Source organism: Vibrio thalassae (genome assembly GCF_900089835.1).
GTDB classification, from domain to species: domain Bacteria; phylum Pseudomonadota; class Gammaproteobacteria; order Enterobacterales; family Vibrionaceae; genus Vibrio; species Vibrio thalassae.
In genome coordinates this window covers 365147-380825 of the sequence record NZ_OANU01000002.1, presented here as the reverse complement: position 1 = coordinate 380825, position 15679 = coordinate 365147, and the positions used below count along the sequence as shown (strand labels likewise).

General features: G+C 45.6%; 12 protein-coding genes. 11 read left to right on the top strand and 1 reads right to left on the bottom strand.

The window, feature by feature from the left end; all coding sequences use genetic code 11:
• Window positions 1–3: 3 nt before the first annotated feature.
• The 5 genes from rnc to acpS are packed head-to-tail and all read left to right on the top strand — an operon-like array spanning window position 4 to window position 3586.
• The gene (gene rnc, locus VTH8203_RS01675; protein ID WP_096992074.1) at window positions 4–681 is read left to right on the top strand and encodes a ribonuclease III; all 678 of its coding nucleotides are present in this window, start codon (window positions 4–6) and stop codon (window positions 679–681) included.
• Complete coding sequence (gene era, locus VTH8203_RS01670; RefSeq protein WP_096992073.1) at window positions 674–1663, top strand: GTPase Era; 990 nt, start codon at window positions 674–676, stop codon at window positions 1661–1663. The genes rnc and era overlap by 8 nt, the downstream gene beginning before the upstream one ends.
• Before the next feature lie 57 nt (window positions 1664–1720).
• Entirely contained in the window at window positions 1721–2428 is a 708-nt protein-coding gene (gene recO, locus VTH8203_RS01665; protein ID WP_167385770.1) for a DNA repair protein RecO, read from the top strand.
• A gap of 17 nt (window positions 2429–2445) precedes the next feature.
• Window positions 2446–3180, top strand: coding sequence for a pyridoxine 5'-phosphate synthase (gene pdxJ, locus VTH8203_RS01660; protein WP_096992071.1), 735 nt, complete (start codon window positions 2446–2448; stop codon window positions 3178–3180).
• A gap of 25 nt (window positions 3181–3205) precedes the next feature.
• Window positions 3206–3586: a holo-ACP synthase gene (acpS, locus tag VTH8203_RS01655; RefSeq protein WP_096992070.1), complete on the top strand. Its 381-nt coding sequence runs from the start codon at window positions 3206–3208 to the stop codon at window positions 3584–3586.
• Between the two features lie 15 nt (window positions 3587–3601).
• Here acpS and barA read toward each other — a convergent pair whose 3' ends face one another.
• On the bottom strand, window positions 3602–6418 hold the full coding sequence (barA, locus tag VTH8203_RS01650) for a two-component sensor histidine kinase BarA (RefSeq protein WP_096992069.1): 2817 nt from the start codon (window positions 6416–6418) through the stop codon (window positions 3602–3604).
• A 197-nt stretch (window positions 6419–6615) separates the two neighbouring features.
• On the opposite strand from barA, the gene rlmD reads away from it, so the two are divergent.
• The 6 genes from rlmD (at window position 6616) to VTH8203_RS01620 (ending at window position 15675) form a co-directional block, all read left to right on the top strand.
• Window positions 6616–7929, top strand: coding sequence for a 23S rRNA (uracil(1939)-C(5))-methyltransferase RlmD (rlmD, locus tag VTH8203_RS01645; protein WP_096992068.1), 1314 nt, complete (start codon window positions 6616–6618; stop codon window positions 7927–7929).
• A gap of 69 nt (window positions 7930–7998) precedes the next feature.
• On the top strand, window positions 7999–10221 hold the full coding sequence (gene relA / locus VTH8203_RS01640; RefSeq protein WP_096992067.1) for a GTP diphosphokinase: 2223 nt from the start codon (window positions 7999–8001) through the stop codon (window positions 10219–10221).
• 86 nt (window positions 10222–10307) lie between these two features.
• Window positions 10308–11114, top strand: a complete 807-nt coding sequence (gene mazG / locus VTH8203_RS01635; RefSeq protein ID WP_096992066.1) for a nucleoside triphosphate pyrophosphohydrolase — start codon at window positions 10308–10310, stop codon at window positions 11112–11114.
• A gap of 162 nt (window positions 11115–11276) precedes the next feature.
• Entirely contained in the window at window positions 11277–12917 is a 1641-nt protein-coding gene (gene pyrG, locus VTH8203_RS01630; RefSeq protein WP_096992065.1) for a CTP synthase, read from the top strand.
• A 75-nt stretch (window positions 12918–12992) separates the two neighbouring features.
• Entirely contained in the window at window positions 12993–14294 is a 1302-nt protein-coding gene (eno, locus tag VTH8203_RS01625) for a phosphopyruvate hydratase (protein ID WP_096992064.1), read from the top strand.
• A gap of 205 nt (window positions 14295–14499) precedes the next feature.
• Entirely contained in the window at window positions 14500–15675 is a 1176-nt protein-coding gene (locus VTH8203_RS01620) for an Ldh family oxidoreductase (RefSeq protein ID WP_096992063.1), read from the top strand.
• The last annotated feature ends 4 nt before the right edge of the window (window positions 15676–15679 follow it).

Genomic DNA, 15679 nt, shown 5'->3' with positions numbered 1-15679 from the left:
AGCATGAATTCTTCCATTGAACGATTAGAAAAAAAGCTCGGCTATCATTTTAATGATAGCGAGCTGCTCATGTTGGCGCTGACTCACCGCAGCGCCAATGGTAATCATAATGAACGACTAGAGTTTCTGGGCGATTCAATTTTAAGTTTTGTCATCGCTGACGATCTTTATCACCGCTTTCCAAAAGTGAATGAAGGGGATATGAGTCGAATGCGTGCCACCTTAGTAAGAGGGAACACTCTCGCTGAGTTAGGGCGTGAGTTTGTCTTGGGAGATTACTTAAAATTAGGTCCAGGCGAGTTGAAAAGCGGTGGTTTCCGTCGTGACTCAATTTTAGCGGATGCCGTTGAAGCGATCATTGGCGCGATTTATCTCGATAGTGATGTGGAAGTGGTGCGTAAAATTGTACTGAGCTGGTACATGACTCGCTTAGAAGCAATCAAGCCTGGGGTTTCACAAAAAGATCCAAAAACTCGCTTACAAGAGTTTTTACAAGGTCGAAGAAAACCACTACCTGTCTATACAGTGACTAATATTAAAGGGGAAGCGCATAACCAAGAGTTTACCGTTTCCTGTGAAGTGGCAGGTGTGGATGAACCTGTTATCGGTCTGGGCACCAGTCGCCGCAAGGCAGAACAAGCGGCTGCGGAACTGGCTTTAGAGAAAGTGACCAATGTCTGATAAACCTGATTCTGAACAAGAATTCGATATCGATGCGTACTTCGCATCATCAAGCGAAGCGACAGCCAGCGCAGAAAACCAACACTGTGGTTTTGTTGCGATAGTTGGTCGTCCTAATGTGGGGAAATCCACACTTCTGAACCATATCCTTGGACAGAAGATTTCCATTACATCACGTAAACCGCAAACCACACGTCACCGTATTATGGGTGTCGATACGGATGGGGATTACCAAGCGATTTATGTGGATACGCCAGGGCTGCATATCGAAGAAAAGCGTGCGATCAACCGTTTGATGAACCGCGCGGCAAATAGCTCATTGAGTGATGTCAACCTCGTGCTATTCCTTGTCGATGGTACGCACTGGACCGATGATGATGAAATGGTGCTGAACAAGCTTCGTAAGTCGGACTTCCCTGTTATCTTATGTATGAATAAAGTGGATAACGTCAAAGATCGTAACGACGTAATGCTGCACATGCATGAGCTGTCGAAGAAAATGGATTTTGTCGATGTTGTGCCAATTTCCGCCAAGCACGGTAAAAACATTGACGTGATTCGCAAACACGTTCGTGAACACTTACCTGAAGCGGTTCACCATTTCCCAGAAGAGTACGTCACTGACCGCTCTCAGCGTTTTATGGCGTCTGAGATTTTACGTGAGAAGCTAATGCGCTTTACGGGCGACGAGTTGCCTTACTCGGTCACGGTTGAAATTGAGCGTTTTGATTACAACCCTGATACTGATGGCTTCCACATTAATGCCTTAATTCTTGTTGAGCGTAGTGGTCAAAAGAAAATGGTCATTGGTAAAGGCGGCGAAAAGATCAAGACGATTGGTCGTGAAGCCCGTCTGGATATGGAAGAATTGTTCGATCGTAAGGTTTACCTTGAAACTTGGGTAAAAGTGAAATCGGGCTGGGCTGATGATGAGCGCGCTCTGCGTTCGTTGGGCTATATCGACGATATCGAAAACAAATAACACTCTTAGGTAGTGAGGGCGCTGTGCGTCCTCCTCCGAGACCTTAGACAAGATAAAGTGATGGATGGATTACAACGCTGTTTTGTTTTGCATCGAAGACCTTACAGTGAGTCGAGCCTAATTCTTGACGTATTCAGTGAGGAATATGGCCGTGTTACGCTTTTGTCTAAAGGTGCGAGAAGCAAGCGCTCTAATTTGAAAGGAGTGCTGCAACCTTTTACCCCACTGTTGCTAAAATGGTCTGGCAGCGGTTCCATGAAGACCCTTCGTCAAACTGAGGCTATCAGCCTAGGACTGCCCCTGTTTGGGATCAATCTCTATTCCGCGATGTATGTAAATGAGCTGATTGCTCGCGTTCTCGCGAGTGAAATTCCATTTCCCGCGCTATTTCACGACTATCTTCAAGCTTTAACAGAACTGGCTCACAATACCAATCCTGAGCCCGCTTTACGGCGATTTGAACTCGCTCTCCTTTCTTCAATGGGATACGGTGTAGACTTCCTCCACTGTGCTGGTACAGGTGAACCTATTGATCCAACGATGACGTATCGTTATCGAGAGCAGAAAGGGTTCATGGCCAGTGTACGTAAAGATAATCTCACCTTTTTGGGTGAGGAATTAATTGCCATTAGTGAACGACGTTTTAACAGTAAAACACAACTACAAGCGGCAAAACGCTTTACACGCATAGCATTAAAGCCGTATCTTGGCGGGAAACCATTAAAAAGTAGGGAGTTGTTTCTTCCCAGACTGAAACAGCTCTGACCATGGAGTAAACATCGATGAGTTCTATCCTTTTAGGTATCAATATTGACCATATTGCCACGCTACGTAATGCGCGCGGCACTAAGTATCCAGATCCAGTTCATGCAGCAGAGATTGCCGAGCGTGCCGGTGCTGACGGTATTACCATTCACCTTCGTGAAGACCGTCGCCATATCCTAGATCGTGATGTACGCATTTTGCGTGAAACAATACAAACGCGCATGAACCTAGAGATGGCCGTCACCGACGAGATGATCGATATTGCCCTAACAACCAAACCTGAGTTTGTTTGCCTAGTCCCTGAGAAACGCGAAGAGCTGACGACGGAAGGTGGTTTAGATGTAAAAGGTCAGCTTGAAAGAATCAAAGCAGCCACAGAGAAACTGACTGCAGCAGGTATTAAAGTATCGTTATTTATTGATGCTGACCGTGAGCAGATTGACGCTGCTAAAGCGGCAGGTGCACCGTTCATTGAGTTGCATACAGGTCATTATGCGGATGCAGAAACTGAAGAAGATCAGCAAGATGAGCTGAAAAAAATCGCGGCAGGCGCAAGCTATGCGGCAGACATTGGTATTACAGTAAATGCAGGTCATGGTCTGACTTATCACAACGTCGCCCCTATTGCGGCATTGCCTGAAATCTACGAGCTAAACATCGGTCACGCTATCATCGGTCGTGCGGTCTTCGATGGCCTGCACAAAGCGGTCGCCGATATGAAAGCGGTGATGGAATCGGCTCGTCGCGGTTAATGAGTAACAGAGAGAGGCAGAAACTGTGGCGATCTTAGGTCTGGGTACCGATATTGCAGAAATTGAACGTGTAGAGAAAGCACTCGCTCGTTCAGGTGAGGCATTCGCGCAGCGTATCTTGACTGACAACGAGTTTGCTCAGTTTCAGCAACTGAAGCAGCGAGGGCGTTTTCTTGCGAAACGCTTTGCAGTGAAAGAAGCGGCTTCAAAGGCGCTTGGAACCGGCATTGCTCACGGCGTCACCTTTCAGGACTTTGAAGTCTCGAATGATGACAATGGTAAGCCAATACTGACGCTGACAAAAAAAGCCGCAGAGATTGCGGCTTCAATGGGTGTGGTATCGAACCATTTGTCCATTTCAGATGAACGCCATTATGCGGTGGCGACGGTCATCTTCGAAAGTTAACTAGCCAACCTAACCTTAATGGTTAGGTTGTTTTTTCCCTTGCAAATACAGCTCTGAGGTCTTCAGAACTTTTTCCATTTCATCCTGTAGTTCAAACAATTCAGGTTCGATATCTTCAATGCTATCACCTGCGCGCAACGCTTTTTCTATGGTGGCACAAATAGATTTGAGTCTAGGTACGCCGCAATAGGAACAGCTACCGTGTAATTTGTGGATGAGGTGAATAACCTGTTCTTTATCATCGAAATCGCTATCAAGTACTTGCTCTGTCAGCGCATAAACCTCGGGGATAAAGTCGACCAGCATCTGCAGCATATCGACGGCAAGATCTTCTTTGTTGGCAGCCTGTTTGAGGGCCGCTCCCCAATCGATCACCAAATGGCTTTCTTCCGTTCTAGGCTGAATATTTGGCTCTTCTGGGGTGATATCTACGTTACTAGGGGCAACAAAATCTAAGCTGGCATCAGTGTCGTGATTTCGAATGGGCACCCACTTGTTGAGTACTTGCAGCAACATGGTTTCGTCGATCGGTTTAGTGAGGTAATCGTCCATTCCCTCAGAGAGCAACCGGTCGCGTTCTCCCGTCATGGCATGGGCCGTGACTGCCACAACGGGAGTTTGGCTGTTTTGCTGCGTTTCTTTAATGAGCTTACATGCGGTGACCCCATCCATATGAGGCATCTGAATATCCATAAACACCATATCAAAGCGCTGTTCTTGAGCCTTTTCAAACGACAACTGACCATTGCTGCATGCGATGACATTTTCTACGCGCTCTGATAAGAGTGCGGTGATCAGCTTCAAGTTAGCAGGGTTATCGTCTACTGCCATGACTGTCAAGGCACGTTTTTCCGTTGATTCAATCTCCATTGCGGCAGGCAAAATGGCAGGTTGTTTTTCCACTAATGATTGCAGCATCTTTTTGCGCGGTAGCGGTTTTGTTAAACACTGAACTTGATGTGTTTGCATCAGATAATCTGAAAGGGCGAGCTGTGTACTTGCCGTACCAATAATGATATTTGATGTGGCTTCCTGACAACGAGTGATCCAACTTTCTATCACCGTTAACGGTATTTCTTCATTGGTCGGTAAGCATAAGATGATGTAGTCGAACGCTTCTACTTTGTCTGGCAGTGTCGAGCGATAGGTGACCATCACACCTTCGTTGGTCAGAGTTTGTTGCAGCACAGAAGCGGCTTGCATGTTAGGTTCAATCAACAACAGTCGTTTGTTGTGAATCACCGCAGGATCGACAAGATCGATCATTGGAATGTCGGTTGAATTCAGTTTCACTGTAAACCAGAAAGTGGATCCTTGGTGCAAGCGGCTGGTTAGGCTGATCTCACCACCCATTTGACCAACCAGCTTCTGAGTAATGACCAAGCCAAGTCCCGTACCACCATAGCGACGAGAGATACTGGCGTCTGCTTGGCTGAAAGCTTGGAATAATTGAGCCTGTTGTCGTTCTGAAATACCGATACCAGTATCGCGAACCATAAACTGTAGCTCAACGCGATCTTCTTTTTGAGATTTCAGCTCAACAGTGATATCGATGTTGCCGCGCTCAGTAAATTTAATCGAGTTACCGACAAGGTTGGTCAAAATCTGTTGGATACGAAGTGGGTCACCAACTAGGCCACTTGGGATTTTCGAATCCACTTTTAAGGTTAATTCCAATCCTTTTTCATGGGCACTAGTGGCCTGCAGGGCAACCACTTCTTCAAGACTGTCTTGGAATTCAAATGGGATATTCTCAAGAGCCAATTTACCCGCTTCAAGTTTGGAGAAGTCCAAAATATCATTGATGATGTTAAGTAAGTTGTTGGCTGATTTTTCAATGGTTTGCAGATAATCGGTTTGGCTGTTGGTGAGTTGAGTTTTCAGCATTTGACGGGTAAAACCAATCACACCATTAAGTGGCGTTCTAAGCTCATGAGACATGTTAGCAAGGAATTCAGATTTCACTCGCGCAGCTTCTTGTGCCCGTTTTTTGGCTATATCGAGTTCAACGTTTTGAATTTCAAGCTGTTCCAAGGTCTCTCGTAGATCCGACGTGGCTTGATCGATGCTGTGTTGCATTTCAACGTGATATTCAGAAAGAGACACTGCCATGGCGTTGATGCCATTTTTCAGCGAGTCCAACTCGCCATGCATTTTACCTTCGATACGAACGTCTAAGTGACCACGACGAATACGGTCTACCATATTTTTCATGTGAGAGATGGGGCGGGTGACATCGTACATTAATCGATAAGCAAAGATCCCCGATAGGATCAGGCCAAGAATCAGTACTAAAATGGCAGAGAAGACTTCTTGGTATTGTTGTAAACGCAGTGAAGAGAGATCGAGTTCAACCGCAATATAGCCTAAGGTTCTGTTGGTTGATGTTAATTCTCGTGTATCTGATACCAACTGACTTTCTGCCAAAATAGGCGCTCTGAGAATTAACGTATTATCGTGAATTTCATAGGAACTTAAAAACGGAATAGGTTTGTCTTTAGGGTACGTTAAGGCGTCAAAATTAGGATGAAAGTTTGAGGTAACAAATAGTTCATGGGACGCGTCGAATACGGCGATACTGCGAACGAATTTTGAGTTTTTGCGGTGAGCGTAGCTAATTAGACGTCTTACCGATTCTCGACTTTGATTAATCAGCCCCTGTTCACTGGCAATCGCCAGTGGCTCAATAATACTGGAGCCAGAATTAAGGACTTGTGATTCAAGGTCGTGGTAGCGATTGTAAGAGAAAAAGGCACTCAAAAGGAGACCGATAATAAGGGTCGGTGCCAAAGTTAATGTGATTACGCGAGCGCGCAGGCCGTATCTTGTCATTTTAATTCGAAGTCATTATTTGCCAACAGAGTTACATCTGTTGAGTGGATATGGGACAATAGCCAGTATTGCATCCTCAAGATGACGTAAGCTTAATCAAAGCAGCGCTGTTCGACAATCATTCAAATAAAGAATAGTGAAACTCTAACAAATTTTTATCTAAGCAGTGCCGAAGGCTCTGCTCACTGGGTACGGTAATGGCACGTTTTTTTAAACCAACAAAGAAAACTTCTTTCTCTAAAAAGCACCAAGAGGTGCAGATTGAGCGTATGGATCACCATGGCGCAGGTATTGGTTACTTAGACAACAAACCGGTCTTTGTTGAAGGTGCGCTTACGGATGAGAAGGTGTTGGTTCAGCTATCAGAGAGTAAAACGAAGTTTGCCAAAGCAACCTTGATTAAAGTGCTAGAACCTTCAGAGCAGCGTACCAAACCATTTTGTCGTCACTATCATCAATGCGGTGGCTGTAATCAGCAACATGTAGTGCGCCAGCAGCAGATTGACAATAAACAAGTTGCGTTGTCGCAGTTAATGAACAAATTAGCGGGGCAGTCTGTGCCATTAGCGCCCTCTATTACAGGAGAAGGACTTGGCTACCGTCGTCGTGCTCGCTTGAGTATACAGCTTGACAAGCAGCGCAACTTAGTCATGGGCTTTCGTCGTAAGCACAGCAATCACATTATCGATATTGATCAGTGTCCGGTGTTAAATGAGCAGTTGAATGCCTTGCTACCAGAATTACGAGACGTTTTTTTAGGCTTTAAACAGCCACAGTCTTTGGGACACCTAGAACTCGTGCTTGGCGATAAAGGCCCTGTAGTGGTTGTTAGGCACATTAAACCGCTGACTAATCATGATCATAAGCGCTTGGTTGAGTTCGCTAATAGCAAGGCTGTCACTCTTTACCTTATGCCTGAGTCCGGGCAGTTACAATTGGTAACGGGTGAACAACCTTATTATTCGGAGGTAGGGGTTGAATTGCCCTTCTTGCCAACACACTTTATTCAAGTGAACCAAGAAATAAACAGCCAAATGGTGACTCAAGCTCTGCAGTGGTTAGCGCCAACAACCAGCGACAATGTTCTTGACCTATTTTGCGGGTTGGGTAACTTCACACTACCTTTGGCGAAGCTGTGTCAACGAGTTGTGGGCGTAGAAGGCGTCCAAGACATGGTTGACTGGGCTAAGCAAAACGCCGCTCTTAATCACTTAACGAATGTGGAATTTTATCAAGCGAATCTTGAGCAAGATCTCTCGCAGATGCCGTGGGCACAGCAGCAGTTTGATAAAATCTTGCTTGATCCGGCGAGAGCAGGCGCAAGCGGTGTAATAGATCAAGTTTCTGCGCTAGGAGCAACGCGAGTGCTTTATGTTTCTTGCAATCCTGCTACCCTTGCCAGAGATACTCAAAGCTTGATTGAACAGGGCTATAAACTGGTACGACTGGGCATGATGGATATGTTCCCTCACACTAGTCATTTAGAATCTATGGCGCTGTTCGAAAAGTAGCGTATTTAGAATGAAAACAAGCTAACTGGGATAGGTTAGTTAACCAATAAAACTAGGAAGAAAAAAGAAATGGTTGCGGTAAGAAGCGCGCATTTGAACCCTAACGAACAGTTCGAGCTAGATAAATGGATTGCTTCTCTCAAGCAAGACAAGAACACCTCGAAAAGGCTTAAAGAAGTTTATCGCCAGTGCGAAGAGATTGTTGCTGGTAGTGAGCAGGGGTCCTTGTTGTTGTGGCGCGGCAGAGAGATGATTGAGATCCTCATTACCCTTTCGATGGATAAAGCCACGTTAGTGGCGGCTCAGTTATACCCTGTTGTCTCTAGTGGCATCTATGATAGAGAGCAGCTAGAGGAAAACTACGGCAAAGAAACCATTAAGTTGATTGATGGCGTTGAAGAGATGGCCGCGATTGGTCAGCTTAACGTCACGTTAGAAGGCTCAGAGGCATCCGGCCAAGTTGATAATGTACGCCGAATGTTGTTGGCGATGGTGGATGACTTCCGTTGTGTGGTCATTAAGCTGGCGGAACGAATTTGTAATCTTCGTGAAGTAAAAGATGAGCCTGACCAAGTTCGTCGAGCCGCGGCAAAAGAATGCGCCAACATCTATGCACCGCTCGCCAACCGTTTAGGGATTGGTCAGCTCAAATGGGAAATTGAAGACTACGCTTTCCGCTATCAACAACCTGATACCTATAAGCAGATTGCTAAACAACTGTCTGAGCGCCGCATCGTCCGTGAGCAGTACATCAAAGACTTTGTGGATGATTTGTCGGCAGAAATGAAAGCGTCAAATATCCTTGCTGAGGTCAGCGGTCGTCCTAAGCATATCTACAGCATTTGGCGTAAAATGCAGAAGAAAAGCCTCGATTTTGATGAGCTTTTCGACGTGCGCGCTGTGCGTATCATTGCTGAGCGACTGCAAGATTGCTATGCGGCTCTTGGTGTTGTTCATACCAAATATAAACACCTTCCTAGCGAATTCGATGACTATGTGGCTAACCCGAAGCCAAATGGTTATCAATCGATTCACACAGTTATCCTTGGCCCTGAAGGGAAAACCATTGAAATTCAAATTCGAACTAAGCAAATGCATGAGGATTCTGAATTAGGCGTCGCGGCACACTGGAAATACAAAGAGGGTGCGAGTGGCGGCCGCAGTGGCTACGACGAGAAAATTACCTGGTTGCGTAAGCTACTTGATTGGCAAGAAGAGATGTCAGATTCTGGCGAAATGCTGGATGAGCTGCGCAGTCAAGTATTTGATGACCGCGTCTATGCCTTTACGCCGCGTGGCGATGTAGTCGATTTACCAATGGGAGCAACGCCATTGGATTTTGCCTACCACATTCACTCTGAAGTTGGGCACCGTTGTATCGGGGCTAAAGTGGCGGGCCGTATTGTTCCGTTCACGCATAAGCTGTCGATGGGAGATCAGGTTGAGATCATTACGGCCAAAGAGCCTAACCCATCGCGCGATTGGTTAAATCCATCACTTGGTTTTGTTCACTCGGGTCGTGCGCGCGCGAAAATTAATGCTTGGTTTAGAAAGCAAAGTCGTGAGAAGAACTTAGAAGCTGGTCGTGAGATTTTGGAAGATGAATTAGCCAAAATCGGTGCAACGATTAAAGACGCTGAGCAGTACGCATTAAAACGTTTTAACGTTAACACCCCTGATGAGTTGTACGTTGGTATCGGCAGCGGTGATTTGCGAATCAACCAAATCATTAATCATATTAATGCGTTGGTGAATAAGCCAACGGCTGAAGAAGAAGACCAGCAAGCGCTTGAAAAGCTTCAAGAGTCGGAAGGTAAATCGTCTGCTCAAAGTCGTCCACATAAAGATGCCGTGGTAGTAGAGGGCGTCGATAACCTGATGACGCATTTGGCACGATGTTGTCAGCCAATTCCTGGTGATCAAATCAAAGGGTATATTACCCAAGGTCGCGGTATCTCAGTTCATCGCGCTGATTGTGAGCAATTAGAAGAACTGAGCCATCATGCACCTGAGCGTATTATTGATACCGTCTGGGGAAGTGGCTTTGTCGGCTCTTATATTCTGACCATCCGCGTAGAGGCGATGGAGCGAGGCGGCTTGCTTAAAGACATCACCACGCTACTGACCAACGAGAAAATCAAAGTGACCAGTATGAAGAGTCGCAGCGATTACAAGCGTCAGTTATCGATAATGGACTTCGACCTTGAAGTCACCAATATTGAAGTGTTGTCTCGTGTAACTAAGCGTATAGAACAAATTAAAGATGTGATGAACGTGAAGCGCTTGGGATAAACGTGCCGTTTATTTGCGCTCAATTCACGCCATTATAATGAAAAGAAAAGGTTGGATTTCCAACCTTTTTATTTAGGAATCTAACTATGTCTCAACCCATCGAACAACTTCTCACTATCATGGTGCAATTGCGAGATGAAACGCATGGCTGTCCATGGGATCGTAAACAAACGTTCGACACTATCGTACCGTACACTATCGAAGAAACCTTTGAAGTGGTTGATGCCATTCATAATCAAGATTGGCAAAATCTCAAAGAGGAGCTAGGCGATCTGTTGTTCCAAGTGATTTTTTATAGCCAAATGGCTAAGGAGCAAGGACTGTTTGAATTCAATGAGGTTGTTGAAGGGCTGAATGACAAACTCATTAGGCGTCATCCACATGTTTTTTCTGATGTAGAATTTGCTGATGAAGCCGCTATCAATGCCAATTGGGAAGCCGAGAAAAAGAAGGAAAAAGCTGAGGTAGGCAAAAACGAAGAAAGTATTCTAGACTCAATACCACAGTCGTTACCTGCACTTTCAAAAGCCAATAAAATCCAGAAACGCTGTGCTAAATATGGCTTTGATTGGGACGCATTGGGGCCCGTTGTTGATAAGGTTCAGGAAGAAGTCGAAGAGGTGGTTCAGGAAGCGATTCAGATTGAGGTTGATGAAGACAAACTCGAAGAAGAGATCGGCGATCTGCTTTTCGCGGTGGTGAATCTTTCACGGCATCTGAAAAAAGATCCTGAGGTGGCGTTAAGAAAGGCGAACAATAAATTTTCTCGCCGCTTTAAAGGTGTTGAAGCTAGGGCAGAAGAAAATGGTAAATCCCTTACAGACTTTAGCCTTCAAGAGCTTGACCAGTTTTGGGATGACGTAAAAAAACAAGAAAAGTCTTCGGATTTGTGAACCGCTTCTCATTGGTGTAAGTTTCTACAATTGATTTGAAGCAAAAAATAAAAATTTTGAATGTGATAAGTTTCACGTTGTGGCGGTAAAGGGCTTCTGGTATATTTGCATCCCGTCCAGAAGAAATCCTTTTTCCCTCATTCAACCAACTTCAGGTTAAACATGACGACAAATTATATTTTTGTTACTGGCGGGGTAGTATCCTCTCTAGGTAAAGGTATTGCAGCAGCATCTCTTGCAGCAATTTTAGAAGCACGTGGTCTTAAAGTGACCATGATGAAGCTTGACCCTTACATCAACGTTGACCCGGGCACAATGAGCCCAACTCAGCACGGTGAAGTGTTCGTCACGGAAGATGGCGCTGAAACTGACCTTGACCTTGGTCACTACGAGCGTTTCATCCGTACCAAGATGACAAAACGCAACAACTTCACTGCTGGTCGTGTTTACGCAGACGTTCTTCGTAAAGAGCGTCGTGGTGACTACCTAGGTGCAACTATTCAGGTAATCCCTCACATTACGAACGCTATTAAAGATCGCGTGATCGCTGGCTCTGAAGGCCACGATGTCGCTATCGTTGAAGTTGGTGGTACGGTTGGTGATATCGAATCACTACCATTTATGGAAGCCATTCGTCAGCTAGCTGTTGAACTTGGTCGTGAACGTGCAATGTTTATGCACCTAACGTTGGTTCCTTACCTAGCAGCTGCGGGTGAAGTGAAAACCAAGCCAACTCAGCACTCTGTAAAAGAGCTACTGTCTATCGGTATCCAACCAGATATTCTTGTTTGCCGTAGTGATCGTATGATCCCTGCAAACGAGCGTAAGAAGATTGCGCTTTTCTGTAATGTTCAGGAGAAAGCGGTAATCTCAATGAAGGACGTAGATTCTATCTACAAGATCCCTCAACTAATTAAAGCGCAAGGTCTAGACGATCTAGTATGTTCACGCTTTGGCATTACTGCACCAGAAGCTGATCTTTCTGAGTGGGAACAGGTAATCTACGAAGAAGCTAACCCAACGGGTGAAGTAGTTATCGGTATGGTAGGTAAATACATCGAACTACCAGATGCTTATAAGTCTGTAAACGAAGCGCTGAAACACGCAGGCCTTAAAAACCGCCTGAGTGTGAAGATTAAGTACGTTGATTCACAAGACGTAGAAACAAAAGGTGACGAAGCACTCGCGGGTCTAGACGCAATCCTTGTACCTGGTGGTTTCGGTGACCGTGGTGTTGAAGGTAAGATCCTTGCTGCGAAATACGCTCGTGAAAACAAATTACCATACTTAGGTATCTGTCTAGGTATGCAAGTTGCCCTTATTGAATACGCGCGTAACGTTGCGGGTATGGAAGGTGCGCATTCAACAGAATTTAACAAAGAGACTAAGTACCCTGTGGTAGGCTTGATCACCGAGTGGGTAGATGGCGAAGGTAAAGTTGAAGAACGTACCGAAACGTCTGATCTTGGCGGCACTATGCGTCTAGGTTCTCAGCTTTGTCACCTAGAGAAAGGCACAAAAGCTTACGAACTATACGGCAACGCGAAGATTCATGAACGTCACCGTCACCGTTACGAAGTGAACAACGTACTTCGTCCACAGATTGAAAAAGCCGGTCTTAAAGTTTCTGGTTTGTCAGCAGACAAGAAACTGGTTGAAGTGATTGAGAACCCAGCTCACCCATGGTTTGTAGCTGCACAGTTCCACCCAGAGTTCACTTCAACGCCTCGCGATGGTCACCCGTTATTTACAGGCTTTGTGAAAGCGGCGGGCGAATTCCAGCGCGGTACTGAAGAAAAGTAAAAGGATACTGGCGGTTGCGAGTGTTGTGCGACTGCCCTTAATTTTGACATTTATATTCAATGAGAGGAAACATTAATGTCTAAGATCGTTAAAGTTCTAGGTCGTGAAATCATCGACTCACGTGGTAACCCAACTGTAGAAGCTGAAGTTCACCTAGAAGGCGGTTTCGTAGGTATGGCGGCAGCTCCATCTGGCGCATCTACTGGTTCTCGTGAAGCTCTTGAGCTACGTGACGGTGACAAAGCACGTTTCCTAGGTAAAGGTGTTCTTAAAGCTGTTGAAGCTGTTAACGGTGCAATCGCTGAAGCTCTAGTTGGTAAAGACGCTAAAGCTCAAGCTGAGATCGACCAAGTGATGATCGACCTTGACGGTACTGAAAACAAGTCTAAGTTCGGCGCGAACGCTATCCTAGCAGTTTCTCTAGCAAACGCTAAAGCGGCAGCAGCTGCTAAAGGCATGCCTCTATTCGAGCACATCGCTGAGCTTAACGGCACTGCAGGCGTATTCTCTATGCCTCTACCAATGATGAACATCATCAACGGTGGTGAGCACGCAGACAACAACGTTGACATCCAAGAGTTCATGATCCAACCAGTTGGTGCTAAGACTCTTAAAGAAGGTCTGCGTATCGGTGCAGAAGTATTCCACAACCTAGCTAAAGTTCTTAAGTCTAAAGGCTACAGCACTGCAGTTGGTGACGAAGGTGGTTTCGCTCCTAACCTTAAGTCTAACGCTGAAGCTCTAGAAGTTATCGCAGAAGCTGTTGCTGCTGCAGGTTACGAACTAGGTAAAGACGTTACTCTAGCTATGGACTGTGCAGCATCTGAGTTCTTCGACAAAGAAGCTGGCATCTATAACATGAAAGGCGAAGGTAAAACGTTCACTTCTGAAGAGTTCAACCACTACCTAGCTGAGCTTGCTAACCAATTCCCAATCGTTTCTATCGAAGACGGTCTAGACGAGTCTGACTGGGATGGCTTCAAGCACCAAACTGAACTACTAGGTGACAAGCTTCAACTAGTAGGTGACGACCTATTCGTTACTAACACTAAGATTCTTGCTGAAGGTATCGAGAAAGGCATCGCTAACTCTATCCTAATCAAGTTCAACCAAATCGGTTCTCTAACTGAGACTCTAGCTGCTATCAAGATGGCTAAAGACGCAGGTTACACAGCAGTAATCTCTCACCGTTCTGGCGAAACTGAAGATGCAACTATCGCTGATCTAGCGGTAGGTACAGCTGCAGGTCAAATCAAAACTGGTTCTATGAGCCGTTCTGACCGTGTTGCTAAGTACAACCAGCTAATTCGTATCGAAGAAGCTCTAGGTGAAAAAGCACCTTACAACGGTCTTAAAGAAGTTAAAGGTCAAGCTTAATCGCTGATTTTTAAATAGCTTTAGTGAAGCCGCTCTTTAAAGAGCGGCTTTTTTTGTGCCTGAAATCTTATGGAATAGAAAATTGATAGGGGTAACGAAAGAGTAACAGTATCAGTATCCAGTATGTTACTTATGAAATAACTCAGATGCGCTAAAGTGATGACAGTTCAGTAAAACGTATCCCTACTTACTAGAGGAAAAGCTCATGGCTAAAGTGATCAGTCCTACTACTACGTTTAATAACGAGTATTTCTCATTCATCGTTTCTGAGTCATGGAAACATATCGGTGCTGACCAAACTCATGCCGATATCCTTGCTCACAACCTGTTGGTTGGTGGTCTTCAAGGCAAACTTCATCAGGGTCTTGGTGTTATCGAAGCGGTAACGATTCCATACGAAGCAGGCATCCTAGATCCTACATCGACGCCGGAGCTAGAGTCTGAAGGCGATACTTGGGCGGTATACAACGGTAAGAAATCTTCTGGTCACTACGTTTGTACGCTAATGGCTCAAACGGCTATCGAGAAAGCACGCAAGCACGGTATCTCAATCGTATTTGGCTACGACCACTGTGACGGCGGTAACTTCTCTAACTACACACAGATGGCAATGAAAGAAGGCATGTTTGCGATGTCTTCAAACAACTCTGTACCTCTTAATGCACCATTCGGTGGTATGGATCCAGCAATGTCTTGTCCTCCGTTCGATGCAGCTCTAGTGGGTGGTGAAGAGCTCCCTCTAGTCACCTCTATCATGATCGGTGAAGGCTACGACTCTCACATCTGTGACGCTATCGTAAACGACCGCGACCTACACGTTGCAGCGCTCGTTGACCAAGAGACTGGTGAGCTAACCGCTGACGCTCGTAAGTGGGGCTCACTAATCGAAGGTTACGGCCGTGTGGCTGACTGTAAAGCACCGTGGACATTCCTAACACCACGCCTTTACTCACTCAACATCTGGAACGAAGTGATGACGGCTATCATCAACCCGAAAGGTAAGATTGCGCCAGAGCTTCCAGCAGTCCCGAGTGACTTTTTTACGATGGAAGATGCGCCATGCCCAGTAGGCGGTTCTTATATTCTTGTCATTGACCCAAGCCACTTTGGCCCAATCGAAGAAGTGAAACGTAAGAGCGACATGTTCGTAAAAGCGATCAAAAAAAACCGTCCACGCGCTGGCTTCAACGAAGTCTACATTCCAGATGAGTGGGGCCTAAAAGCTTTGGCAACGGCAACCGATGAGCATCAGGTTATGGACGCTCACTGGGATGGTTTCAAAGATTTCCTAAAACGCTCTGGCACTTCTATCGAAGAGTTGAATGCGAAATGGGAAGCGAAAGTTGGCGCTGAGCGTGCAGCTGAAACTATCCGCAAATAATTTT